Genomic DNA, 26165 nt, shown 5'->3' on the forward strand with positions numbered 1-26165 from the left:
TCCGGCGATTGCATTTAAGTGGCCGGCCCTTATGGCAGGACCGAAATACGCCCAAGAAGGGCCACCAGTTCCGCCTGGCGTTTCGTTTCGGTCTTGGCGAACAGCGAGGCAAGCTGGGAACGGATCGTGGTGCGGCTGAGACGCCAGCTGCGAGCGATCTCCAAAGGTGCGTCGCCCTGAGCCAAACGCAAGGCGAGGTGCGTTTCTGCGCTCGTCAAGCCAAACATTCTTTGCAACGTGCGAGGATTTGGCCCCGACCTGTTGTCCCGGTCCAGCAACGCCACGATGCTCGTTCCGTCGGGAGCAATAACTCCGTTCTCGTTCAATATCACCGGCCGGTCGCCCCTGCTGCGGATTACCACCCAGGATAACGAGCCCGGCAGGAATTGGCCCGGAACATTCGCGATCAGCCGCCTTAGTGCGGCCGTAAGCCCGCTCGCCGTGTCAGCCGCTTCGCCCTGGCGCTCAAGCGTGGTTTGGGCGGCTGCGTTCCACTCGACTACTTTTCTTTCGCGATTCAGCACGAGATAGCCACAGCCAATGCGATCAAGCACGCCGGTTATGGATTCCAGACTGCGGCCTTTTGGTTCCCCAAGCCGTGCGTCCAATGGATCCGATGCGCGATCGGGAAGGTGACCAGAAGAGGGTCGCGTATTCCGCGCGTCAAAATCGTACTTGGTCCTCGTAGCAATGTACCTACCGCCCGAAGAAGCATCAACATGTCTATCGATCAGGTTCATTTTCTACCCCTAACCCAAAGTTTCACACACGCCCGAAAATAAGTATTCGGGATTCGGATAGTCTTTTATGTTTAGATGGATTCTAGTCTTCTATGCGCTGACGGATAACGTGTTCATCACCACCTTGAAAACTCAATATGATCTGACAGTTCTAAGGCAGCTCATAGCCCCTGCTGCATCCGATAAAATGCGCGCTATGATAGCGGTATGGCAATCCGGCAGTGGTACTAAGCTGTACGTTTTTTGCTCTAGTCTCGACGGGCTAGTCAGAAGGTTGTAGTCTGTGTCCATGAGCTCGCAGTCGCGCAGGTCGAATTCGAAACCGTCGGGCAGATTGCTAACTCATATTGCCTCTGCATCCGTACTAGCTGCCACACTGATATTTGAAATAAAATCGTCAGCCTATATTGGGCAAGGCGCCAGTTTTCTGGAATTTGTTCCGGCTATTATTATTATCGCTTATCTCGAAGATCGTGTGCCTGCGCTCGCTGCGACCATTCTGATGGTGGCGGTCGGCCTTTGGGCGCGAGGATACGATCAGATTTCAAATGGCGATTGGGCACGCGCAATCCTGCTTCTGGTTTCGGGTGGGGTGATTGCCATGACGTTCCATCGCCTGCGGCAGGACTTGCGTGAGCTGCTGGAAGTCGCGGAGGCCAGGCTCGCTGCCGTCGAGGCGACCGAAAGCCGCTATCGTTGGGCCTTCGAACGTGCTGCCATGGGATTCGCGAACACCAACGAGAAAGGTGAGTTGCTGCAATCCAACAGACGCCTTTGTGAGATGACCGGGTACAAGGAGGAGGAGCTTGCCCAATTGCAGCTCGATACGCTCGCCCACCCGAACGACCGGGACACCTTGGCGCAATTGTTGGCGGGCCTAGGCAACGACATTGCTTCGTTCGTTTCGGAGGTCCGTCTTTTAAGAAAGGACGGTACGGCATTCTGGGCCAGGCTAACGCTTTCTTCGTCCGTGCCCGAGGGGGGACTCTCGGAGAGCATCTTCGTGGTGGTCGACGATATTTCGGAACGACGAGCTGTTCACGAAGCGCTTCGGGCTCAGAAGGAATGGCTAGACCTCGCTCTGTCTGCTGGACGCTTGGCCACGTGGCGGATCGACCTTAAAGACGGGACAGTCACAGGCTCGGACACGTTCTGGGACGTTCTCGGCTTGGCCCAGGCCAATAGCCGCAGTTTGGAGGAACTATCAGCTGTCGTTCATCCGGCGGACTGGCCAAAGCTGGCGGCATCGAGAAAGCCCGCATCATCGGTCATGAATTACGATGTTGAGATACGCGTCCGTCGACCGGACGGGCATATCCGCTGGGTTGCCCTGCGCGGAAGGGAGGAAAGACAGGGTGATGGAGGACAGCGGCTTGGAGTGGCTGCCGACCTGAGCGAGAGACGACAAACCACGCTGCTGCGCGCCGCGGCAAAGAAGCGGGAGCGCATTATGCTCGAACAACGCCACAGGTTCGGCAACGTTTTCGCGGTGATCACGGCGCTCGTGAAAATGGTCGATGTTCCTGGAAACAATGTTGCCAAATACAAGGAAATGCTGATCGACCGGATACGCGCGCTCGAGGCAACCCATCTGCTTCTTTCACGCAACGGCAGCGTATCGGGGGCGCTAAACGATCTCGTTGCTCAAGAGTTGCAACCATATATGGGAACACGCGCCATATCGGTCAGCGGTCCTTCCGTGGTGATGTCGGGAGGCGCCGCCGAGAGTTTTGCAATGATCGTCCACGAGCTTGCCACCAATTCCATGAAATATGGAGCGCTTGGCGATCCAAAAGGCCGGATCGACGTAAGCTGGACATTTGCACCTGAAGACACAGGCAGTGAGATCGTGTTCGAGTGGGTGGAATCGGGACGGCGGCGGACCTCGAGCGTAGTCCGTCATGGCTTCGGTTCCATGATAATCGGAGTAGATGGAGCGCCGCTTGTCGGTCACTCTCCCAAACTGGAAATAACTGACCACGGGTTGCGGTATTCGCTGCGGCTGTCACGCAAGGAAATCGGATCCTAGTGCAGTGCTCCGATCGAAAAGCAGATACCTAAAAGACGCGTCGCGCTGAATGGCCTTGGAGATGCGCTTAGGTTCTTTTCCAGGGATGTCGTTGGCCAAAGGCCGCAGCGCAGTTTCGGTATATGCAGTATATGCATGAAAGCTTGGGCGCCGTTTGCATGTCCAAAAGGACGCGCGGCGCCCTAGCTGGCATGTCTCGAAAGCCATGTCTTCAGCATAACCGCAGCTTCTGTCCGATTGCGTACCCCCAACTCACGCAGGACCGCAGCAGCGTGGATTTTCGTGGTCGCCTCTGCGATTTCCAGGTCGCGAGCAATTTCCTTGTTTGAATAGCCTTCCGCCATCAGCTTGAGGACTTCCTTTTGCCTCGAGGTCAGCCTGCCAAGGTTGAGGCCTGTGGTACGTCGCTGTGGGCCTTTCTCGGAGTGTGTATGCGCGTGGGTTGTTTGCGTTGCACCCGGGCGTGACAGAAGTGCAGGAACATAGATGCGGCCGGAGAGGATTTCATTGACAGCCAAAACGACCTCTTCGTCCGTCTGCGACTTTACGATGTAGCCGTGAAGCCCGATCGAAAGAGCCGTGAGTATTTCCGAGCGTGAATCGTTTCCGGAAACGATCGCAAATCGCGTGTCCGGATAGGCGGACAGGATCCCGCCGAGCACCTCCTGATTGAACAGGCCCGGCATATTCAGGTCCAGGATCGCAAGATCCACGAACGATTGCTCTGCCAGCAAACTGAGCACCGCGTCGAAACAAGACGCTTCAAATATCTCCACACCTGGAATGCCTGCGGTCAGTGCCAATCGCAAGCCACGACGATACAAGCCGTGATCGTCGGCGATGACGATTCGATACATTGAACTACCCCAACGCGTATCTGAATGGATTGAACGGTGATGGGCCTGAAAGTCGTAGCCATTCACTCGTCGATTCATCCAGCCGACGCCGCGGCACCCCAACGCCGCAAACGCCAGATTTCTAATATAATCTTAAATGACGGGAAACGCTCCTCTTTTTTTGCCCCTTGTGAGCGAAACCCGCCGAACGTCGTCGAACATGTGTTCTGACCTCTTGGAAAGCTGACAGACCGGCTGGTCGTTCAGCACTGCCATAGGTCTGTAGGTATAGAACAGCAAAACGGCTGAATTGTTACCATTCGAATGCACGACGACATCCACCCCGACGGCCACATACCATCCAGATGCAATGTCCGGATCAGGGATCGGTGGGGAAATCTCACCGGTCTTCTACGGGAAATCTCACCGGTTCTTCTGAGGGGACAAGAACGCGTTTCCCGGGTGCTGACCAGGGTAGGATAACCGGCCCGTGACGATGGCGTTCAGGCCGAATGAACAAGGGAGGACCAGGATGAAAGCGGTGATTCAATGTGGTGGAATGGGAACACGCCTCCGCCCCTTCACTTCGATCTTGCCGAAGCCGCTCATGCCGATTGGTGCACGGCCGGTTCTCGAGATGCTTCTGAAATGGTTGCGACGCAACGGTATTCAGGAAGTCTATATTACAACCGGGTATCTCGGCCACTTGATCCGCACCGTGTGTGGAGATGGCTCGCAGTGGAACCTGAAAATTCGATACACGCAGGAGATGGAGCCGCTGGGCACCATCGGGCCATTGTCTTTGATCAGGGACGAACTGACGGAGCCATTCATCGTTCTCAATGGCGATGTCCTTACGGATCTAAGCCTCAGTCGATTTGTAGCAGCGCACCGTAAGCACACCGATCCAGTGACGATCGCAACAGCCTGTCGCCTGATCAAGATGGATTTCGGCGTCATCGACGAAGTCGACAATACCGTGCAGACCTTTCGCGAGAAACCGACGCTGTCGCATCTGGTCAGCATGGGGATTTACTGCATGAATCCAGACGTTCTGCAGTTCATCCCGTCCGGCATACCCTTTGGGTTCGACGACCTGATGCTCCAGATGATGCAGAACGGCACAACCGTGCACGTGTACAAGCATGAAGGTCTCTGGCTCGATATCGGGCGCGTCGACGACTTTCAGAACGCACAGACCATTTCCTGGGAAGACCAGTCGGCCTCGATCGAGGTCACTGCGACGGCTGCATGATGAAGTCACCAGCGCGGTTCCCACAGTTATCAGTCTAGGAGGTTGTGATGCTCTTGGTCAGTGCCCCGATCTTGGGTGTGCCGGAGAAGACTGCTTTGACCAAGGTCATCGACAGCGGCTGGCTGACCATGGGGGAGCAGGTACGAGCCTTCGAACAAGCCTTTGCCGACGTGCATGGTGCGGAGGATTGCGTCGCGGTCAGTTCTTGTACCGCAGCGCTTCATCTCATTTTGCACGCACTTGGTATCGGCCCGGGCGACGAGGTGCTGGTCCCATCCTTGACTTTCGTGGCGACCGCAAATGCGGTCCTCTATGTTGGTGCGACCCCCGTTTTCGTCGACATCGAGTCGGTCGATGTGCCGCTGATGTCCATCGCGGAAGCCGAAGCGAAATGCACGGCCCGCACCAAGGCAGTCATTCTCGTCCATTTCGCCGGCTACCTCGCCGATCGGGAACAATGGCAGAAGTTCGCCCGTGCCCGTGGGCTGCATATCGTCGAGGACGCGGCGCATGCGCCCGGCCTGAAGGAGGTGGGGACATTTGGTGCCGCGGCCGCCTTCAGCTTCTACGGCAACAAGAACATGACCACGGCGGAAGGCGGGGCGGTGATTGCCAGGGATGCCGGTCTGCTCGAGACGATCCGCCAGGCGCGTGGACATGGGATGACCACCGGGACACGTCAAAGGCTGAACAGCCGCACCCCGCAGTATGATGTCACCATGCTCGGATTCAATTATCGCATGGATGAATTGCGGGCTGCGATCGGATTGGTCCAGCTGCAAAATCTGCAGGAGTGGAATGAGATCAGGCGTATCCTGGTGATGCTGTATCGCCGTCTCATCGCGAAGCATTGCCCGGCCGTGACCATCCCGTTCCACGAGCCGCGGACGTCGGCCTACCACATCATGCCTATCCTTTTGCCGCGTTACGCCGACAGGCAAGACGTCATCGACGCACTGCGCGCGCAAGGGATACAAACCACTATCCACTACCCGCCGGTGCACCAGATGACGCTCTATCGTGAGCTCATTCCCGGTACTCATTTACCGCGCACGGAAGATTTCGCCCAGCGCGAACTCACTGTACCGCTGCATCCGCAGATCACCGCACCTTTGGTCGAAACGGTAGTGGTCGCTCTTGCCGCGGCGGTCAATAACTGCGCTCAGACAGGAACAGCCGCATGAATGCCCTGGACCTAGCCATTCACCGGCCTAACGTCTCGAGCGCCGCCCATGGGGCTGTGAGACGAGCAATCGATCTCGTCATTGCTGCAGCTGCGGCGATCGTCTTCGCTCCGCTGATGCTGCTGATTGCCCTGGCGCTGCTGCTGGAAGGCGGTCGGCCAATCTTCTTTACGCAGACCCGCGTCGGGGCCGGTGCTCGCCCATTCCGCATGTACAAATTCCGCAAATTCAGAGTGCGATGCGATCCCGGTGGCCTGGCGCTGACCATGGCCGATGACAGCCGCATGACGCCAATCGGGCGGTTCCTCGCCGCCACCAAATTCGACGAGCTGCCGCAGCTATGGAATGTCTTCAGAGGCGAGATGGCAATCATCGGTCCACGCCCGGAGAGCCTTGCCTTTGCCGATTGTTTTCGTGGGGGCTTTGAGGACATTTTACAATACAAGCCAGGCTTGTTGGGTCCGGCCCAGGTTCTCTTCCGGAATGAAGCGCATTTTTATCCGCGATCCGTGGACCCGCTATTGTTCTACCGCCAGGTTCTGTTTCCTGCCAAGGCCAGGCTCGACCTTTCCTATTATCCGCAGCGCACGATCGTCTCTGATGTCGTCTGGATGGTGCGCGGCTTGCTGGCGGTGCTTGGCGTCGTTTCGCCGCCGCCGATCGGAACTTGAGAGCAGGTGGAATACCCGCGCTCTCGTGGATTTGCAAAGTCAGTGCCTCACGTCATAGGGGGAACGCTTGGGTCATGGCATACAAGGGCAGGAAAGTTCTGGTTACCGGTGCCGATGGGTTCATCGGGTCGCATCTCACCGAAGCACTCGTCCGTAGCGGCGCGGACGTCACTGCGCTGGCTCTCTACAATTCGTTCGACAGCCACGGCTGGCTGGACGATTTGCCGGACACCATTCGAAGCCAGCTGAACCTCATCCGCGGTGATGTTCGTGACAGCGCATTTCTTAACCGGATCGTGCGTGGCCAGGCGGTGGTGTTTCATCTCGCCGCACTGATCGCGATCCCATATTCGTATGCCGCGGCCCAGTCCTATGTAGAAACCAACATCCTGGGCACGGTCAACGTCCTCGAAGCGGCGCGCCAATGGGAGACGGAGCGTGTGGTGCACACCTCGACAAGCGAGGTTTATGGCACCGCGCTGACAATGCCCATCAGCGAATCACACCCGTTGCAGGGACAGTCACCATATTCGGCATCCAAGATCGGTGCGGACATGATGGCGGAGTCGTACGCCAGATCGTTCGACGTCCCCGTGGTCATCATGCGGCCCTTCAATACGTATGGCCCACGCCAGAGCGAGCGAGCCATCGTACCGACCATCATACGTCAGGCTCTCGACAAGAAATGCTCGGCGATCATGGTGGGAGACACCAGCCCGATCCGCGATCTTACTTTCGTGGAAGACACTGCGGCGGCGTTTTTGACCGCAGGTTCGGCCGAGCTCGAATTTGGCCATGCCTACAATGCCGGAAGCCAGCGCGCCGTGACGATCTCGGACATATTGGATCTGGTGGTCGAGTTGAGTGGCTGCAAGAAACCAATTCACCGCGACGAGCGCCGCCTGCGGCCGCAGAATTCAGAGGTGCGTGCCTTGCTGGCTGATTCTTCGCTCCTCGAAAGCAAGACTGGATGGCGCGCCCAGACCAGCCTGCGCGAAGGGTTGGAGCGGACCATCGGATGGTGGCAGGGACGCCTCAGCGAAGGCCGGGTGCGCCATGAGATGGGTTACATGACATGAGCTTTCGCCTGGGTGGATTGGCTCCGCAGTTGTCGCTGGATTCGAACCAGAAGGAGATTGTCACCAATGGTCCTTGTTAACCGAATCCTTCTTGTCGTGCTCGGCATGCTGGCTGCCATGGATACGGCCGCTGCAGCGGAAGCGCAGGTCGCCTATCGACTTTCCGCCGGCGACACCGTCGAGATAGGAATTGCCTCCATCCCGGAGCGAACGCAACGTGCCGTGGTCCAGATGGACGGCACGATCGCGTTTCCCGAAGTCGGGATGGTTTCGGTGGGCGGCCTAAGCCCGGCCGAACTGCAAACACGCATGCAGACGATCCTGCCAACCAAGATATTCCACCATCGTCTGCCTGACGGGCGGGAGCAAATGATCGTCATCAAGCCGACAGACGTGACCGCCGTGGTCGCAGAATATCGGCCGATCTATGTGACAGGGGATGTGCTCACTCCCGGACAGCAGGCCTACCGGCCGCTGATGACCGTGCGGCAGGCGATTGCCGTGTCAGGTGGTTTCAGCCTTTTGCGGTCCCGGGCAAACCAGGTTGGCCCCGATCCGGTGGATCTGCGGCGCGATTACGAATCGCTTTGGGGGGAATACACGAGAGACTACTATCACAGCGCCCGCATTCGCGCCGAACTTCAGGGCAAATCGAGCTTCGACATGCAGCCACCACAAGGATCGCCCTTGCCGGCAGTTTTTGCATCGGCGATCGCCCAGGCCGAAGCAGAAGGGCTGAAGCTCTCGTTGGACAACTTCCAGCAAGAGCAGAGCTTTCTCGATAAAAGTGGCAAGGATGCCGCTGCACAAACCGAGACCTTGCTCAAACGCGAGCAGGCCGAAGCGGATGGCGTGAAGGCGGACGAAGACGAGCTGGCGCGCGTAAGGAAGGCGTTTGAGTCCGGAAATCTCACCAATAACCGGCTCGCCGACGTCCGGCGCGCTTTGGTACTCTCTTCCAGCCGGGCACTCGAAACGTCGGTTGAACTTATGAGAGCACGACGTCAGCAGGCTGATTTTGCCAGACAGCACGAACGCAATGACAACCAAAGAAGGATAGGTCTGCTGACTGAGTTGAAAGATACCAATGTGCGTCTTGCCGACATCAATGCAAGACTTCGCGCCGCCAGCCAGAAGTTGCAGCCCACGGGAGCTGCCGCCCTGCCGTTGCCGGTTGCCGGTGAGACGATCCAAGCCGAGGTCACGATCGTTCGCAGGGTGGGCGAAGAATGGCGGAAACAGCCGGCCCAAGAAGACACCGAGGTCATGCCGGGAGACACGATCGAGGTAAGGTTCAGCAGCGCTCTCGAGAGCGCGGCGATCCGATAGATCGGCTGCGCTCGAGCCAAGCGGCCGCCACTGGGTTGGCAGCCGCTTACTGCCTGAAAGCTCTGGAAAATTGGTCGGTAAGAGGTTTCATCAAGTAGGACCAGACACTGCGCTCGTCGGTTCTTATATGGACTTCGGCGGGCATGCCCGGTTTGAGGATTTTCTCTCCTGTCAGGCAGGTCGCTTCGTTCTCGACATCGATGCGCGCCGAAAAATAGGAAAGCTGACGTTGCTGATCCTTGATCAGATCTGCGGAGACGCGGTTGACCGAGCCTTCGCAAGCCGGTGTAGTGCCGGCGTCGAACGCCGGAAAGCGGATCGACACCTGCTGTCCGGGATGGATCTCATCAATGCGCGACGGAGGAATGGAAGCGTCTACGACAAGGTTGTCGGAATCGGGCACAATCATCATGAGCACCTCTCCGGCGCCAATCACGCCTCCGACGGTGTGGACCGAGGATTCTTGTACCGTGCCTGATTGCGGGGCGCGAATGTCTGTCCTGCCGAGCTCGTCTTCGGCCACCACCTTGCGCTCACTGAGTTCGGTCTGCTTGGCTTCCGTTTCGCGAAGTTCGTTGGTCACGTCGCTCCGCATTTGTTCGTCGAGCTGAAGCACCTGCAGGTCCGTTTCACTGATGTGAGCTTGTACCTCCGCTATCGCTGCGACAAGGCGTCCCGATTCGCCGCGAGTCCGGGTCTTCTCCAGGCTGACAGTGCTCAATCTCTCCTTGGAGACCAACTTCTTTGCGTAGAGAGATTCAACGTCAGCAAGGTTCTTGGTCAGCAGATCCAGAGACTCATCCGTCGCAGACTGCTGCGATTTGAGGCCATCGATCTGACGTTCCAGCTGCTTCGCGCGGCTTTGCAATTGTGCCTTTTGGCCAGCCAGCGCCGCAGCACGGCTTTCGAACAAGGCACGTTCGCCACTGACAAGCGCCGCCACTTGCGGGTCACCCATTTGAACCCGAAGGCCAGGCGGGATCTGCATTTCCGGCAGACCCTGGCGCTCGGCTTCCAGCCGGGCCAGACGAATGGTGGCTCGATTGAGGTCCTCGGTGATTATCTGCAGGTTTGCTCGGGTCAATGTGTTGTCCAGCCTGACCAACACGTCGCCGGCCTTCACGTGATCGCCGTCCTGCGCGAAGATTCCGCCGATGGTGCCGCCGGTTTGATGCTGGACTTTTTTTATGTTGCTTTCGACCACCACAGTTGCAGGCGCAATCACCGCGCCGGCAATCTTGGTCAATCCCAACCACAGCCCTCCGCCAAAGATCAACAGCAAGCTGGTTGCCAAGCCCAAGAGCAGATTGGCCCGGATGCCATCCGGATCCGGCTTCGTTTCCAACGAACGGCTTTCGCCACCGGGCGCGGCGTATGGCGACACGGTAAAAGTAGAGCGATACCTCACATATGCCCGGCTGCACCTCTGTGCAGCGGAACGAGAATGTTCTGCCAGGCTCCGGAGCAGATTGCCCCAGGGTAAATTGGCTCGAATGCCATCCGGCTCTGGCTTCGCCCCGGTCGGCTGGCCTTCGCCAGCGACCGCAGCATATGACGACATGGTCACGTTAGACACTAAGCAATACCTCACGCATGCCCGCTTGCACCGTGCTGCAGCGGAACGACAATGTTTGGCTTGTCCGGACGCGGGAAGGGCCGGATCACATTTGCCAGAACGTCTTCGCGCGAACCGAACGAATGGAGCATCCCGTTCGACAGGACGAGTACCTGATCGATGTTGACGAGAGCGGAGGGGCGATGCGCAACGACGATCACGATACCGCCGCGCTGACGCACTGCCAGGATCGCGCCGGCCAAAGCAGCATCGCCGTCTGCATCCAGATTGGAATTTGGTTCGTCAAGAACGACGAGGAATGGATCACCGTAAAGTGCCCTGGCAAGTCCGACGAGCTGCCTCTGCCCAGCCGACAGGGCTGCGCCGCCTTCTCCGATGCGTGTTTGAAAACCCTGCGGAAGACGCATGATCATCTTGTCCACGCCCGCAGCTTTGGCAGCTGCCAACACGCCCCTTGCGTCGCTTTTGCCGCCGAACCTTGAAATGTTGTCGGCGATCGTGCCGTCGAACAGCTCAACGTCCTGCGGCAGGTAGCCAATATGAATGCCGAGCAGCTCTGAATTCCACTGATCGAGCGAGGCGCCGTCCAATCTTACCGTTCCTCGAAGCGGCTTCCATGCCCCGACCAAAGCGCGCACGAGCGTGGTCTTGCCGGAGCCGCTCGGGCCGACGACCGCCAATCCTGCGCCCCTCGCCAAGCGGAAGCTTACATTGAAGATTGTTGGCTTCTGCAGACTTGGTGGCGCGACCGTCAATTCCTCGACCGCAAGCTCCGCCTTTGGGCGTGGCAGTTCCATTGGCTCTTGCTGGCTATCAAAAGCATCCAGCGCTGCCGCCAGCTCGGAATAGCTTTTGCGGGTTGCCAGAAACCCTCTCCAATTTGCGATCGCCACATCGACCGGCGCCAGTGAGCGGCCCAGCAATATGGACGACGCTATGATCACACCCGGCGAGGCCTCGCCCCCGATCACGAGGTAGGCACCAAGCCCCAGCACGCATGATTGCAAGGCCATTCGGAGCGTCTTCGACAGTGAGCTCGCTGCGCCAACGACGTCGGAGAGCCGTTCCTGGTTCTTCAGATAAAGATGACTGACCTCGTTCCAGCGCCGGCTAAGCGGGGCGGACAGGCCCATAGCCTGAACAACCTCTGCGTTGCGGCGGCCGGAATCGGCCAGAAGCCGCTGCGCAACGAGTGTTTCAGACGCACGAGCCGCAGGTTTGCGGCCGATGATCTCCGCAGCCACCGTCAAAAGCACAACGGCGCATGCGCCGAGCGTTGCCAGCACGCCAAGCGCAGGGTGCAGCAGATAGATGACCACCATATAAAATGGTATCCAGGGAGCGTCGAATAAGACTGTCGGCCCCAGTCCGGAAAGAAAGCCACGTAGCTGGTCCAGATCACGAAGCGGATGTACCCGGTTCGCATCCGGCCCGGCAACGAGGGGCAGGGAAAGCGAGGCTGCGAACGCCTTTTGCTGCAGATTTCTATGCAGGCGGCTGCCGATGCGGACCAACAGGCGAAGCCTCACGAAATCGAGGAGCCCGTAGGCCGCGTAAAGTCCCAGCATCCCGACTGTAAATCCGACAAGAGTCGGCACGCTCTGCGAAGGCAGCACGCGATCGTAGACCTGGAGCATGTAGACGGAGCCGGTCAAGGCGAGGATATTTATCAATGCGGAGAAAACGCCTACGCCAACGAGGCCGTGCACACAGCCGAACATCGCGGATCGTAGATCGAGCGAGCGCCCTTTGGTTGACTTCATGATATGCGCTCTTTGACGCGAAATTGCCGCGCAATCTCGTCGGTTCTTTCGATGAGGGACAAACTTTAACCTTCCGGGAAGCAGCAGCTCCGCCCTTCGCTGCTGGAACATTACGAATTGCTTACATATGTGCCTTCTTTGATTAAAATGTAGCAAAATCGTGACGCCAGGCTGAGAATTCGGCAACTGGCTCGCCAGGCTGGGGATAACCGGGTCTGGTAAGGAGATATTCCTAATCATGACACAGCGCAGAAGCTTATGGTCATCTTTGTAGCATCAAGGCGTCGAAGCGTCTGGGGACGGATGGGTTTTGATTTTGTCGATCGAGAGTTAAACGGTTTTGAGATACACTTCATCGGAACGCAATTGTCGGCCACCAACGCCGGCTAAAACGGGGAGGCGAGTGTCGTGAGCGAAGAGATCAATGTTGCCGACGCCTACGGCAGGGGCCGCAGCACCTTCATGGGATTGCAGCTGCTGGTCTCGCCCGGTGCGCTTGTTCCTCGGCCGGAAACGGAACTGCTCGGCAACGCCGCTCTCGATGTTCTGAGCCAACTGAACTTGCCGGTGCCTCGCGTTGTCGACATGTGCTGTGGGGCGGGCAATCTGGCGTGCGCCATCGCGCACCACGCTCCCACCGCGCGCGTGTGGGCAAGCGATCTTACCGACGGATGCGTGGAGGTCGCGCGCCGCAACGTCACCCATCTTGATATGGAGGAGCGGGTAACGGTGCTTCAGGGCGACTTGTTCGGCGCCTTCTCCGGCTTGGAGCTTGACGGCACGATCGACGTGATCGTTTGCAACCCGCCCTATATTTCGGAAAAACGGCTCGAGGGCGATCGTTCGCATTTGGTCGAGCTCGAGCCGCGTGAAGCGTTCGCAGCCGGACCCTACGGTCTGAGCATCCATATGCGAGTGCTCAAGGACGCGCCGCGTTATTTGCGGCGCGGAGGCATCCTGCTTTTCGAGGTTGGGCTTGGCCAGGACCGGCAGGTCATGAGTTTGCTCGAGCGTTCCAAGGCTTATGAGAGTATCCGGGCAGTCACCAACCAGGCCGGCGAGGGCAGGGTGGTTGTGGGGCATACGAAGGCGCAGGCGTAAGCACCGCCGTCGCGACAGGCCTAGACGCGCTGTCGCAACCGGAAACGGTCGGGGACTTGAAACAGAGTTGCGCGAGATGTCGGCAAATCAGTTTCTCTTGCGCATGACATATTGCGCAATTCCCTCGATGGAATCGAGATTCTCGGGCAGCAGCTCGCTGTCTTCGACCGTGATGCCGAAGGTCTCCTCGATGAAGCCGATAACCTCGAGCACCCCCGTCGAGTCCACGATGCCTTGGTCGAGAAGCGAGGTGTCGCTCTCCAGGCTCTCTGGATCGGCTATATAGAAATTCGACGCCAGGAAAGCGCGAATTTGATCGCTGCAGGTATCGGTTCTATCCTTGGTAGACAACATTGATTTCGCCTCCGGTACAAAAAATGAATGCTGATCAACTTCGCCCTGATACCGACTCATGACAGGGCGGTTTTTTTGAGTTTGCCCGTGTCGGTCATCGGCAGACTGGGTACGATGACGATCGACTTTGGAACCATGAAGTTTTCCAGTCGTCTCTGGCACTCTTTCTGCAACTGCTTTTCACCGATCATGCTTCCTTGCTCCATCACGACAAATGCCTTCACTGCTTGTCCAAGCAACTCGTCCGGAACGCCGATGACCGCGGCTTCCCGTACGCCCGCAATCTCCATCAACACGTTTTCCACCTCCTTCGGCGCTATCTTCTCGCCCCGCGATTTTATGATCTCGTCGCCGCGACCGACAAAGTAGAGGTAGCCCTCGGCGTCCATCCGGCAGTAATCGCCGGTGTACAGGACCTGCTCGCCCGGCAGCGGTCCGGGCTTGAGCTTCCTGGCCGTCGCCTCCGGCTTGCCCCAGTAACCCTTCATCACCGTCGCTCCGCGGATGACGAGCTGGCCAACGACACCGTGGCCGACCCGCCTGTCATGCTCGTCGACAATCCACATTTCCGTATTGGGGATGGCGATCCCGACGCTCAACGGCTTTCGCTCGAGATCCTCCGGCGGCAGGTAGGTACAGCGCTTGCATTCGGTAAGGCCGTACATCGAATAGATACGGGCACGAGAAAATAGCTCCTGAAGCAGGAGAATGTGCTTGAGCGGCAGAGCGGCCGCAGTGTTCGTGACATAGCGAATACTCGAAAAATCCTGATCCCTGAGAGACTTGAGCTCCCCGAGTGCGGCGAAGATGGTCGGTACGCCGGGAAAGCCCGTCACCCTTTCTTGCTTGATCAGCCCAAGGATCTGCGCGGGGAAGGCGAACGAGCGTTCAAGCACCAGCCGGGCGCCCGCGCCGAATGCCATGATCATCTGGTACAGGCCGTAGTCGAAGGCGAGCGGCAGGACGTTGAGGATCACCTCGTCTTCAGCAAGCGCCAGGTATGAGGAAATCGAGGCGCACGCGGCAACCATGTTTCGGTGCGTCAGCATCACGCCCTTGGGCTCGCCCGTCGAGCCGGACGTATAAATGATTGCAGCAAGATCGATATCGATGCAGCGGCGCGCGGGCGGCGTGCTGCGGGCTGCCGCGACCGCAGTTTCCCAGCGCACAGCATGCGGCAGTTCTTGCAGGTCGTCGCGTTCGATCGGCCCGGAGACGATCATGCAGCGCAACGATGGGCAATTCCGCGCCGGCTCCCTGAAAATCGAATGCAGGTGGTTGTCGGTGATCAGTGCCGTCGGGCGGCAATCGTTGAGCAGATAACCAAGCTTGTCGCTTTTGGTGAGTGGATTGACGATGCACACCACGGCGTTGGCCTTGAGCACGGCCCAGAAAGCGACGACGGCCTCGACAGTGTTGTCGGCGAAGATCACCACCCGATCGCCGCGCGCGATTCCGGCCTGGCTCAAATGATGCGCTATGGCGTTCGAGCGCATATCGAGATCGCCGTAGGTGACACGTTGATTACCGCACACCAGGGCCACCTTCCCGCCGAGCCGGCTGGCAGAGTGGATGAGATAGTCGTGCAGGAGCGGTACGGCGCCATGCATCATGCGAGCACCTCTGCGCGATGCTCGCGGTCGATATCGACGCTGAGCTTGAGCGTGCGAGCTCCACTTGGTCGGCTCGCGATAAATTGCTCATGAAGAAGCTGCGTCGACAGCACCCCGACCAGCGCCATATTGTCGGAGTTGGACAGGTCGGCGCCGCCGGCGCTGGCCTGGCACTTGCTCAGGAGACGGGCAACCGACTTAGGATCGAAGACGTTTGCCTCGCGCAGCGCCGCCTCCGAAAGTGCTTCGCGAATATAGGCCGGAGCGCCATCGGCGACGAAGCAAAGCGCGTTGGGGGCCCGGTAGGGCTGCTTCTTGCGAGTGACGATTTCCGACGGCACAATCGGTTGCGCCACACGCTTCAGAACATGCTTTTCATCGAGCACGCGCAGCTTATAGGCGGCCGGAAGCGAATTCGCGAGCCTCACGAGTTCATGATCGAGGAATGGGAAGCGCCCCTCGACGGAATGGGCCAAGAGCATCCTGTCCCCTTGCGATGAAAGCAGGTATCCCGACATCAGCGTCTGGATCTCGATATGCTGGTCCTGCGCAAGGGAGCCCCATCGCGAAAACTCCGCCGGCAGGCGGGCAAGCAGCTCGGACACGGCGTTGCGGCGCTCCGTTTGGGCCCGCATGTCTGCCGAAAACAGCCGCTTGATAGCGCTCGTGGTACGCCAGCGCGTGCCATGCGCAAAACCAGGCGCGTCATGGGCGTGGATGTCGCGCCCGAAGAACTGGCGTGCCATCGCCTGCTGTTGCACCGGCGAGCGGCTGAGATAGGGATAGAGGCGCTCCAGCAGCCGGGAGCGTCGCGTCGAGGCGGGCTGGCGTCCCCAGAAACGGCGGACCTTGCCCTCGCGGAACAGATCGTAGCCGGCGAACATTTCGTCGGCCCCTTCGCCGGTCAGCACGACCTTGATGCCATGCTGACGCACCAGTCTCGATAGCAGGAACAGCGGCGCCGGCGCGGTCCTGAGGATTGGCCGCTCGGTGTGGTAGATCACCTCAGGGAAGATGCCAGCGATATCGCTGCGCGAAACAACCACCTCATGGTGCTCGCTTCCCGCCACGCCGGCAACCAGGCGCTGGAAATGAGTCTCGTCATACTCGGCGTCGGCAAAACGCAGGGAGAAAGTCTGGAAGCGCCCGCCGGCGAAGCGTCTTCCAAGCGCGGCGACCAGCGAGCTGTCGAGCCCGCCGGACAAATAGCAGCCGACCGGCACGTCGGCGCGTACTATCCTGAGCGCCGTAGCGGCTTCCAGGGCGCCGCGCACTTCCTCCACCGCGTCATCAAGTGAACCGGCGAATTCGTCATCGCCGGGTCCGTCAACCTCTGGATAGCTTGGCTTCCAAAAAGCCCGCTCGCGAACGATGCCACTGTCATAAATGCGAATGTGCCCTGGAGTGAGTTCGCTTACTCCTCCAAACACGCCTTGTGGCGGCACGACGGTCCAGAGCGTGAAAGTCTGATCGATGCCGGCTGGATCGAAGGCGCGGGGTATATCCGCATCGGCCGCGAAAATGGCCTTCACCTCGCTGGCGAAGTAAAGCCGTCCGCCGTGCTCGCAAAAATGCAGCGGACAGATGCCGAACCGATCCCGCGACAAGACGAGTCGACCCGCCACGGAGTCCCAAATGGCGACTGCCCATTGCCCATTCATCCGCTCGAAGGCGGCCTCGCCCCAGGCATGATAGGCATGGACGATGACCTCCGTGTCGCTGCGTGTGCGGAAGCGATAACCGAGCGCGACCAGGTCTTGTCGCAGCTCGATGTAATTGAAGATTTCGCCGTTAAAGACGATCCACATTGTGTCGCCCGCGCCAGCGAGTGGCTGCTGGCCACTGGCGAGATCGATGACGGACAGACGGGCATGCGCCAATCCCGCACGTTTGTCCCGGTAAAGACCGCGCTCGTCCGGGCCGCGATGCGCCAGTGTGCCTACCATGCGCATCAGCGCATCACGGGAAGGGGGCGCCGCGGCGGCGCTCAGCGACACAATTCCGGCGATGCCGCACATCGCCTAGCCCTCGCCCATTGAAGAGGACACCAACGGCCGCGCGTGAAGATAGCGTGCGGCGCGCCGTTTGCTGTCGATATCCTTGAAAACTTTCTGAACCTGCACCACGGTGAGACCGGTGGCCTCGGCGACGTCTTCGCTAGCGATCCCGTGGTTTAACCCGTAGAGGCACAAATCCATCAGATAATAAGGCAGTGCGAAGTAGAACTCCTCCTGGCTCTGCGCCATCGAGAAGGTGTCCGTGGTGGGCGGTCTGCGCCGGACCTCTTCCTCCACCCCAAGATATTCGGCCAACTGGTAGACCTGGGTCTTGTAGAGGTGAACGATTGGCATCAGGTCGGCGATTCCGTCGCCCTGCTTGACGAAGAAGCCCTGGTCGTATTCCAGGCGGTTCGGCGTGCCCGCTACCGCGTAGTTGAGGCGGTCGGCATGATAGTACTCGGTCATCTTGCGCAGGCGCTGCTTGTAATTGGTTGCGGCGACGATCTGCAGATAGGCTGCCGACGGCAGACGCACCGTGTCGGTCCTGCCCTCAGGGTCCTGAACCGTGAGGCGCGTGATGTTGAGACCATTGCTCTCGAGAACTGAGGCCAGCACCAGCTTGCATTTCCAGCCGTCCCCATAGTCGGGAACGACAGTCTGGATTGCCTCGGTCTGCCGACAATAGGCGCCGATCGCTTCGAGGGCCGGTGTTATGTCCTCCAGGATCGCATCGATGCCAAGCTGTGCGGCGACAGTGCGGCCAAGCCTTAGCGAGTCACCGGAGGAGTGGCGCTCCGGCATGAATATTCCGAGGACCTTGTCTTTCCCAAAGGCGCGAACACACAACGCCGCGACGACGGAGCTGTCGATGCCGCCTGAGAGGCCGACAACCGCGCCTCGACGTCGCAGCGTGCCAAGGACCTGCTGGCGCAGGATCTGGACGATGCGATCGACCTCCGCAGCAGCGTCGAGCACAAGCGCGTCCTTGCTGAATGTTGAGATCAGGTCGATAGCTTGTACTCCAGTTTGCGAGACTCGGTTGGCGAATAGGTTTGCGCCACCGCTTTTTCGATAAGCGGGCGGTTGGTGGCGAGGTGAGGTTCTACGACCAGATCGATGTGGCTGCCGACGATCGGAATCACGTCCAGATGTCCGAAAGCGCGATCCCAGCCGATGGCCAGAGGCATTCCGGGTCGAGCACAGCGGAACAGGGTGCCTGTGATCGGCAGCGCCGGCTTTGGCTCGGCCACCCACTGGAAGAAGGCTCGCGCGCGCAAAACCTCTTGCAGTTCCAGTTTGGTTCTAAAACTCGTCGCGTTGAACTGTCCCTGAGCGAAACGATCGAGAAACCGGACCAGTTGCGCCTCGCGCCGCATTGCCACGGCGACTTTCGCGAGGGCCCGGCAAGCCATCCGATAAGCGGATACGCGGTTGGTTCGGATTCGATTGAATGTGCGCGTAAACGTCTCCCAGCGAGCGCTTCGCTCGCCGACGAGACTGGTGTCGAGAATGCCAAGGAACCTTACGGTCCGCCCCGCGGCCAGCAGCCGCGCCGCAACTTCGAAAGCGACAGCACCGCCGAGCGAATGACCGAGAAGTCGTATATGACCCGCGGGTTGAGCGCGGCGGATCTGCTCGACGGCGGCATCGGCCATGTCGGAGAGGCTGTTTTGCCCGCGCAGGATCATGGTCAGGGCTGGGTACCTGATCGGGGCAACGCGGGTGATCTTGCCCATCGCTGCTGCAAAGGCAGCAAGGCTCGGGCCGTAGCCGACGGATCCCGGGAACAGAAAAAGAATTGGAGGATCATGCTTCTGGGCGCGCGCGCTTTGGTCGCCTGCCTGTGCAGACGCGACCGCCTTGACCATCTCGTCCAGGCTCATTCCAACGGTGAACGCCTCAAGGCCGAGTTCCTGCCCGATGGCGCTTTCGATTTCCATGACGCAGTGCAGCAGCTTCAGCGAGTCTCCTCCGGCGTCATCCCAGCGTCCCGCCGCTACGCGCGTATTGAGGATGCTGGTCCACGCCCGCTGGACGATCTGCTGCGCCGTCAGCTTGCCTCGCGGCTCGAGCGGACGCGCCGTCGCTGCCGTCCCTCTGGCTGAAAGATCCATCTCTGCAAGTGTCGAGATGTCCACCTTGCCGCTTGGCAGACGCGGGATCTCGGCGATCGTGTGTAACCGCAAGGGACGCAGCGGCGGTGGCAGATTGGTCCTCACAAGCTGGCGAAGCTCGTCCGAAAAGCTCGCTTCGGCCGAGCGCCGAGGAACGGCAAAGGCGACAAGCTCATTGGCCGCAGTCACGATTGCCACGGCATCCGCAACAGCAGGCGCGCAACGCAGCACCCGTTCGAGTTCGGCTGGCTCGACGCGTCGACCGTTGATCTTTACCTGCCGTCCCTTGCGACCGACGATGTGCAGTAAGCCTTGATTATCAAGTCGGACGAGGTCACCTGTCGCGAAAATCCGAAGGCCTGGATCGTCCGGATCTGATGTCGCCGGCATAACCGCCCCGTCCTCCCAATGGCCAAGCAAGACATACGGGCTCCTGATCAGAAGCTCTCCGCTGCGGCCCGATTGAACGCAGCGGCCCGCTTCGTCGACAATTGCGAAGGTGATTCCAGGCAGCAGCCAACCAACTGGAACCGAATCTCCATGCTCCGGCCAGTCTCGCGGCAAGAACCATTGTGAGCCGGTGGTCTCGGTTGACGAGTAACCGATCTGGATGAGGCACGTATCGGAGACGGCCTTGCGCAGCAGTGCGATGTCGGTCCAGGGCACCTTCTCGCCACCGATCCGGGCGACTCTAAGCGAATGGAACGCTTCAGCAGGTCCGTCGGCCATGAGCGCGCGAAGCAGCGCCGGCACCAGATAGGTGATTGTCACGCCTTCGGATCGCACTAGGCGCTGAACGGCGCGCAAGCCGACCGCTTCGACTTCGACCAGATGCAAAGTGGCCCCGGTGAGAAGGGCTGCAAGAATCTCCCGGTACCCGGCGATTGTGGCGGGTCCGGTCAATGGCAGGAAAACATCATCCGAGTTGATGTGGCATGCATCGACATATTGCTGGACCCGGCACAGCAAGCTGCGCTGGCTGTTAACGATGCCTTTGGGGCGGCCTGTGCTCCCTGACGTATAAAGCACGATGGCGGGCGCATCGACCGAGACGGGGTAAGGCTGAGGCACTTGTACCGATTGCGAGGCCGCACTGGTGGGCACATCGATCCAACTGACTTGGTGAGGCAAACCGGCGGGTCGGACATTGCCCTCGCCCAGGATGGCCGAGAGCCGCGCCCCCGCCACGATTTCCAGGATCCGCGAGCTGGGATCTCGCGCGTTGAGTGGCACCGAAAGTCGCCCAGCCGTCATGCTTGCCAGCATGGCGATGGGATACCAGGCCGAGTTGGCCTGAAGAATCCCTATCGCCTGTCCGTCTGGGACGGCGGCAGCGATCTGGTAGGACAGCGTCTCAACTGACCGGAGAAGCTGGGAATAAGTCAGACGATTGGCGCCGTCGCTGATTGCAAGCTTGTCGGGGTACTGGCGGACCATATTTCTCAGGTGATCGAATACGGCAACGTTGGTAAAATCGGTGCCCAATCCTTGAAATGGGCGCAGTACCGGACCACCCTGATCCAGTGCGTATTGTGGAACACTTGACCATTTATTGGAGGTCGTTGTCTGACAATCCACCGCTAGATCCTGATCCGCGACTTCTGATCCCAAATATGCCGAAGACATGAGTTGCCCACGCTAAGATTAGGATCACTTATCGCCTCCCGCCCCAATCTTTTCATCGATCATTCTGATGATGCCCCGATCTTCGCCCAAGGACGCTTGGTTAGTCACTTTCGCCTGTTTCGCAAGCCGCCGGCAGAGCCAATCATGCCGGGCTCGCGTGGTGCGCTTGACGCAGCGAGCACTGGCGTTCGTGCCAAGTTGGCAACGCCTGTTACACATCTGCCAAGGTGGGATCGAAGACGGAATCGCCGCTATTCAGGCACATTGCCTATTCTGTGGTTCTCCCGGGCGATACCGGCAATGGTTCAGTATCGGAGTAGCTGCCGGCGACAAAACAATATGCATAGATCTGTCCCCGATTTTCGTCAGTCACGCGGATCCAGTCTTTTTCCCACTTTCGGAAGGTAATATGTCCATCGGTCACCATGGCCGCAGCCTTGAACGGACTCGGCGCGTTGACGACGCGCGCCGAGATCACATCGTCGCCGTCCATACGCTCGACGAGATACGTCTGCATGAAAGCCTCCCGCTAACCACCCGCACTTTAACGCCGGCTAATAGATTCGGTTGCAACGTGCTTGGCGAAACTTGGGGTGGACACGTTCCATACCTGCAGGCACCTTCGCACTCGGCGTCGGCCGCGATGGTCTCGCCTGTCGGCAACGGTTCGCGCGCCCTGAGCGTCGAGACCAAAAGAAGCTCAAGACAGCTCAGCGGGCTGAGATATCGGCCGGATGGCTGAGCGCGCAGCCTGCGCGCCGCCCAGACCGGCACCATCGCCGCGCCGATTTCGGACGTCACCAACCCCTTTTTCGCCGAGTTCGTACGCGGACTGGAGACGCAGCCCACCAGCGCGCCGAGCGCTATAATATTCTGCTGTTCAACACCGAGGAGAAACACGGCACGCGAAGCGCGCGAGATCGACCGGGTGCTGGAGCGCCGCATCGACGGCATCGTCATGGCACCGGCGGCGGCAACGAGGAGTTGCTCGCCGACCTCGCCGAGAGCGGACTGTCACTCGTCTTCGGCCACCGCAGGCTGAAGGGCGTGCTGGAACGTCAGTCGTATTTGGCCAGGAAGCGCCCGACGGCGGCGAGGCAGTCGTGCTTTTCCTCGACATGCGGCATGTGGCTGGAATTCGGGAAGACCAAACCTTCGACGTGCGGGATAAGATCCAGAAAGGGCTGGACGCAGGCCTCGGTCGCTTCGTCGTAGAAGCCGCGGAAAACCAGGGTCGGCGCCTCGATCTGATGCAGGCGGTCGACGATGGTCCAGTTCCGCATCGTGCCGATGACGTGGAACTCATTGGGACCATTCATGGTGTGATAGACGGTCGGATCTTCCTCGATTGCCGCAAATGTCCGGGCGACCTCTGGCGGCATCGGAACGACGCGACAGACATGGCGGTCGTAGAAAGCCTTCGTCGCCGCAACATATTCCGGATGATCGGTGGTTCCTGCCGCTTCGTGCCGGTCGAGCGCGCTTTGCACATCGGCTGGCAGCCCGGCGCGCAATTGCCGGGCTCCTTTCACCCACAGCACCATCGAGGCCAGCGAATTGGCCAGGATCAATGCCTTGAGCCCCTCCGGGCGGCGCACCGCGTGCTCGGCCGAAAGTATGCCGCCCCAGGATTGGCCCAGCAGGGCGTAGCGGCTGGCAATGCCGAGATGGGCGAGCAGCGCATCGAGTTCGCCCAGGAAGAAATCGACGGTCCAGAAGTCACCGCCCTTATCCGGCAGATGGGTCGATTTGCCATTGCCGATCTGGTCGTAGTGGATGACGGCTCGTCCGGTTTCGGCAAGCTCCTTGAATGAATCCACATAGTCGTGCGTGCAGCCCGGTCCACCATGAGCGACGATCAGGGGCAGCTTGCCCGAGGTGAGGTTTCCGGTCACTCGGTACCAGGTGCGATAGCCCTGGTATTGGCTAAATCCTTCGGTGATCGCATGCGTCGTCACAATCAAAGCTCCGCATCATGGCGCGGCAGGAGCCGAAGTGTGGACCCTCCCAAGCCTTGTTTTGCGGCCGACGGTACTAAGCGGCCCGGCGCATTTACAGCTAGCACTATTTATAGGTTTGCCGGTTATGAGTTTGCCCGAGGCAAGGCCGATCGCCCGCAGGTCGAGAGCCTCAATGCTCCGGTTCAAGCAGCCGGTAATGGGCGGCGAGCGCGATGGCATGGAAGCGGTTGCGCGCGCCAAGCTTTCGCGTCGCCGCGTTGAGGTGCAGCGTTGCGGTAGGCACCGCGCGGCCAATCTCACGCGCGACCTGCTTGGCCGTCAGTCCGGCAGCGGCCAGGCGCAGGCACTGGCGTTCGCGCGACGTCAGATGGACATGTTGGCAGGTGCGGATTCCAGCATCGAAACCGGCATAGACGGAATCATGCAGCAGATGACCCAGATCGCCGATCTCGGCGATGAAGGGTCTGGCTTCGGCCTCGAACCCGGCCTCCGGATCGGCACGGATAGCGGTGAAGGTGGCGAGATCGCCGCCGGCAAGGCGAATGGGTACGGTGACGCCGCAGGTCATCCTCGTGTCAAGCAGATAGCTGACCACAGGATCGTGCTTGGACTGAAGCACACGCTGCATGACGTTGCTCTGAACGCCGTTGTGCGACCAGAGAAACGGTCTCGATACCGCGAGCGCGGCCTCCTGCACCGGGTCGAGCTGATAATATCCGCCCTTGCACCAGAGATCCTGCATGTCGCGCGGCACGTTGCGCAGAGCCATCAGCGAGGGCGTGATAAGCTCGCCCTTGTGGCTGACCGGCACCGGCGTATAGTCGTAGATGAATGCGGTGAAACCGATGGGCTCCAGCACCTCCGTCGCCATCGCCATGGCAGCGTCGATGCTCATTCCAGTTCGGAACCGGCTCTCTAGATCGCCTGGAAGGCTTTGCATCCGGCAAGCTTACCCGCTGATGATTGCTTGTCAAATAGCCATGTCGGGCGACTGCTCAACAAATAGGCGGGAATAAGCCTGTCCGACCCTATCTATCTTAATAGCTATCCCGTCCGGCTTCGCTCGCCGTAGTCTTTTGCGATTGGGCGAAGTAGCGAACGCCGTTCGCAAACCCAGGACTGTTTTCAGCCGCGCGGTGGTCGATCGACCGGATTCAGCGCGGCAAAAGCCGACACGCCTCCATGAGGGAACAAATATGCGACCCCAAAAAGCATTTGCAGCGTTGATACCCGGGCTGGCTCTGCTCGGCGTGACGATGATGTCGCCGGCAAGCGGTGCCTTGGCCGCCGAGGGCAAGCCAGGCGGCACGCTCCGATTGCTGGCCAATGCCGCGGCAGGCACCGCCGATCCGCACATCAATTACACGCTGCAGTATTTCCAGATCAATTATGTCCTCTACGATGGCCTGGTGACCTACAGGAAGGCCGGAGACAAGACCGGCTTCGAGGTCGTCGCGGACCTGGCGGAAAGCCTCCCGCAGGTCGAGAACGGCGGCAAGACCTATGTCTTCAAGCTGCGCAAGGGCATCAAGTTCGCCGATGGCTCGGACGTCACGACCAAAGACGTGGTCGCTTCGTTCCAGCGCATCTTCAAGATCAGCGGGCCGACGGCCGGGACCTTCTACAAAGGCATCATCGGCGCGGATGCATGCTTGAAGGCGCCCGCGACATGCTCCCTCGAAGGTGGCCTGTCTGTCGACGATGCGGCCGGAACCATTACCTTCAACTTGGTCCAGCCGGATGCCGAGTTCCTGCAGAAGCTTGCCGTTCCACACGCGTCGATCCTGCCGGCGAGCGCGCCGCTCAAGGACGTCGGCACCGATCCGATTCCGGGCACCGGACCCTATATGATCGCCAGCTACGACCCCAACAAGCTGATGAAGATTGTGCGCAACCCTCACTTCAAGGAATGGAGCAAGGAAGCGCAGCCGGCCGGATATCCGGACGAGATCGACTATGAATTCGGCCTTACCGACGAGGCGGCGGTGACGGCGGTCGAGAATGGCCAGGCGGACTGGATGTTCGATCCGCCGCCGTCCGACCGTCTCGCCGAACTCGGCACCAAATATGCCAAGCAGGTCACGGTTCACCCGCTGACGGCGATGTGGTACGCGCCGATGAACACCAATCTGGCGCCGTTCAACGACATCCGCGTTCGCCAGGCGGTGAACTTCGCCATCGACCGCGCCGCGATCGTCAAGCTTTTCGGCGGCAGCAATCTGGCGCAGCCGGCCTGTCAGATCCTGCCGCCGGGCTTCCCGTCATTCGCAGCCTATTGCCCGTTCACCGCCAATCCGGGTGAGAAGTGGTCCGCGCCGGATATGGATAAGGCCAAGCAATTGGTTGCTGAATCGGGAACCGCAGGTCAGGAGGTGACGATCATCACCGAGGACACCACTGTCTCCAAGGCGATCGGCGTCTATCTGCAGGACGTGCTCAACCAGCTTGGCTACAAGACGTCGGTCAAGCCGATTTCGCAGAACATCCAGTTCACCTACATCCAGAACACTAACAACAAGGTGCAGATTTCGATCTCGCAATGGTTCCAGGATTACCCGGCGCCATCGAATTTCCTGCAGGTCTTGTTCAGCTGTGCCTCGTTTACGCCAGGTTCCGACGCCTCGGTCAATATTTCGGGGTTCTGCGACAAGTCGATCGACGCATCGATGGACGAGGCAGAGGCAGCCACCATCGCCGATCCGGCCAAGGGCGCGACACTCTGGACCGCCATCGACAAGGCGGTGACGGACAAGGCGCCGGTCGCCGTCCTGTTCACGCCGAAGCGGGTCGATGTCATCTCGTCCAGGCTGAAGAACTTCACCTTCAGCCCACAATTCTACTGGATCGTCAGCCAGTCTTGGGTGGAATAACCTCCCGGAGCCAATGCGACGGAGCGCCGCCGGCTCTCCGTCGCATTTCCTTTTCCGGCGGATC

General features: G+C 59.6%; 20 protein-coding genes. 8 read left to right on the forward strand and 12 right to left on the reverse strand.

From position 1 onward, the window contains the following. Window positions 1–29 precede the first annotated feature (29 nt). The gene (locus tag NKI01_RS19650) at window positions 30–740 is read right to left on the reverse strand and encodes a helix-turn-helix transcriptional regulator (protein WP_031193850.1); all 711 of its coding nucleotides are present in this window, start codon (window positions 738–740) and stop codon (window positions 30–32) included. A 289-nt stretch (window positions 741–1029) separates the two neighbouring features. Here NKI01_RS19650 and NKI01_RS19655 point away from each other — a divergent pair, with 289 nt between their 5' ends. Next, a complete protein-coding gene (locus tag NKI01_RS19655) occupies window positions 1030–2769 on the forward strand; it encodes a sensor histidine kinase (RefSeq protein ID WP_352964315.1) in 1740 nt (579 codons plus the stop codon). A gap of 182 nt (window positions 2770–2951) precedes the next feature. Here NKI01_RS19655 and NKI01_RS19660 read toward each other — a convergent pair whose 3' ends face one another. Beyond that, window positions 2952–3626 (reverse strand): LuxR C-terminal-related transcriptional regulator, encoded by a 675-nt coding sequence (locus NKI01_RS19660; RefSeq protein WP_352484593.1) that lies wholly within the window; start codon window positions 3624–3626, stop codon window positions 2952–2954. A gap of 511 nt (window positions 3627–4137) precedes the next feature. Between NKI01_RS19660 and NKI01_RS19665 the strand changes: the two genes are divergently transcribed. From NKI01_RS19665 to NKI01_RS19685, 5 genes are all read left to right on the forward strand, one after another. Next, window positions 4138–4860: a nucleotidyltransferase family protein gene (locus NKI01_RS19665; RefSeq protein ID WP_031193847.1), complete on the forward strand. Its 723-nt coding sequence runs from the start codon at window positions 4138–4140 to the stop codon at window positions 4858–4860. A 47-nt stretch (window positions 4861–4907) separates the two neighbouring features. Then, window positions 4908–6044 carry a DegT/DnrJ/EryC1/StrS family aminotransferase gene (locus tag NKI01_RS19670; RefSeq protein ID WP_023718557.1) on the forward strand — a complete coding sequence of 379 codons (1137 nt, stop codon included), beginning with the start codon at window positions 4908–4910 and terminating at the stop codon, window positions 6042–6044. Then, window positions 6041–6715, forward strand: coding sequence for a sugar transferase (locus tag NKI01_RS19675; protein ID WP_031193846.1), 675 nt, complete (start codon window positions 6041–6043; stop codon window positions 6713–6715). The genes NKI01_RS19670 and NKI01_RS19675 overlap by 4 nt, the downstream gene beginning before the upstream one ends. A gap of 74 nt (window positions 6716–6789) precedes the next feature. Further along, window positions 6790–7794 (forward strand): SDR family NAD(P)-dependent oxidoreductase, encoded by a 1005-nt coding sequence (locus NKI01_RS19680; RefSeq protein WP_023718555.1) that lies wholly within the window; start codon window positions 6790–6792, stop codon window positions 7792–7794. Window positions 7795–7860: 66 nt separating this feature from the next. Further along, window positions 7861–9123, forward strand: a complete 1263-nt coding sequence (locus tag NKI01_RS19685) for a polysaccharide biosynthesis/export family protein (protein ID WP_352964319.1) — start codon at window positions 7861–7863, stop codon at window positions 9121–9123. A 46-nt stretch (window positions 9124–9169) separates the two neighbouring features. Here NKI01_RS19685 and NKI01_RS19690 read toward each other — a convergent pair whose 3' ends face one another. Both NKI01_RS19690 and NKI01_RS19695 read right to left on the reverse strand, forming a co-directional pair. Beyond that, on the reverse strand, window positions 9170–10468 hold the full coding sequence (locus NKI01_RS19690; protein ID WP_352589441.1) for an HlyD family type I secretion periplasmic adaptor subunit: 1299 nt from the start codon (window positions 10466–10468) through the stop codon (window positions 9170–9172). Between the two features lie 242 nt (window positions 10469–10710). Beyond that, the gene (locus NKI01_RS19695; protein ID WP_023718552.1) at window positions 10711–12462 is read right to left on the reverse strand and encodes a type I secretion system permease/ATPase; all 1752 of its coding nucleotides are present in this window, start codon (window positions 12460–12462) and stop codon (window positions 10711–10713) included. A 408-nt stretch (window positions 12463–12870) separates the two neighbouring features. On the opposite strand from NKI01_RS19695, the gene NKI01_RS19700 reads away from it, so the two are divergent. Beyond that, a complete protein-coding gene (locus NKI01_RS19700; RefSeq protein ID WP_023718551.1) occupies window positions 12871–13563 on the forward strand; it encodes a N5-glutamine methyltransferase family protein in 693 nt (230 codons plus the stop codon). An 87-nt stretch (window positions 13564–13650) separates the two neighbouring features. On the opposite strand, the gene NKI01_RS19705 is transcribed toward NKI01_RS19700, so the two are convergent. The 8 genes from NKI01_RS19705 to NKI01_RS19740 form a co-directional block, all read right to left on the reverse strand. Continuing rightward, entirely contained in the window at window positions 13651–13917 is a 267-nt protein-coding gene (locus NKI01_RS19705) for an acyl carrier protein (protein ID WP_023718550.1), read from the reverse strand. 56 nt (window positions 13918–13973) lie between these two features. Beyond that, the gene (locus tag NKI01_RS19710) at window positions 13974–15530 is read right to left on the reverse strand and encodes a class I adenylate-forming enzyme family protein (protein WP_023718549.1); all 1557 of its coding nucleotides are present in this window, start codon (window positions 15528–15530) and stop codon (window positions 13974–13976) included. After that, entirely contained in the window at window positions 15527–17548 is a 2022-nt protein-coding gene (gene asnB, locus NKI01_RS19715; RefSeq protein ID WP_023718548.1) for an asparagine synthase (glutamine-hydrolyzing), read from the reverse strand. Before asnB ends, NKI01_RS19710 begins: the two co-directional genes overlap by 4 nt. Window positions 17549–17551: 3 nt before the next feature. Continuing rightward, on the reverse strand, window positions 17552–18535 hold the full coding sequence (gene nadE / locus NKI01_RS19720; protein ID WP_031193946.1) for an NAD(+) synthase: 984 nt from the start codon (window positions 18533–18535) through the stop codon (window positions 17552–17554). Further along, the gene (locus NKI01_RS19725) at window positions 18532–21270 is read right to left on the reverse strand and encodes an AMP-binding protein (protein ID WP_502896326.1); all 2739 of its coding nucleotides are present in this window, start codon (window positions 21268–21270) and stop codon (window positions 18532–18534) included. The genes nadE and NKI01_RS19725 overlap by 4 nt, the downstream gene beginning before the upstream one ends. A 268-nt stretch (window positions 21271–21538) precedes the next feature. Next, window positions 21539–21787: a hypothetical protein gene (locus tag NKI01_RS19730; RefSeq protein WP_352964324.1), complete on the reverse strand. Its 249-nt coding sequence runs from the start codon at window positions 21785–21787 to the stop codon at window positions 21539–21541. A 541-nt stretch (window positions 21788–22328) separates the two neighbouring features. Beyond that, window positions 22329–23228, reverse strand: coding sequence for a proline iminopeptidase-family hydrolase (locus NKI01_RS19735; RefSeq protein WP_352964327.1), 900 nt, complete (start codon window positions 23226–23228; stop codon window positions 22329–22331). 172 nt (window positions 23229–23400) lie between these two features. Further along, window positions 23401–24126, reverse strand: a complete 726-nt coding sequence (locus NKI01_RS19740) for a LuxR family transcriptional regulator (RefSeq protein WP_023718543.1) — start codon at window positions 24124–24126, stop codon at window positions 23401–23403. 301 nt (window positions 24127–24427) lie between these two features. Here NKI01_RS19740 and NKI01_RS19745 point away from each other — a divergent pair, with 301 nt between their 5' ends. Continuing rightward, a complete protein-coding gene (locus NKI01_RS19745) occupies window positions 24428–26101 on the forward strand; it encodes an ABC transporter substrate-binding protein (protein ID WP_352917942.1) in 1674 nt (557 codons plus the stop codon). Window positions 26102–26165: the final 64 nt, after the last annotated feature.

Origin of the sequence: Mesorhizobium sp. M0815 (assembly GCF_040319995.1) — a bacterium.
In the GTDB taxonomy this organism is placed as follows: Bacteria; Pseudomonadota; Alphaproteobacteria; order Rhizobiales; family Rhizobiaceae; genus Mesorhizobium.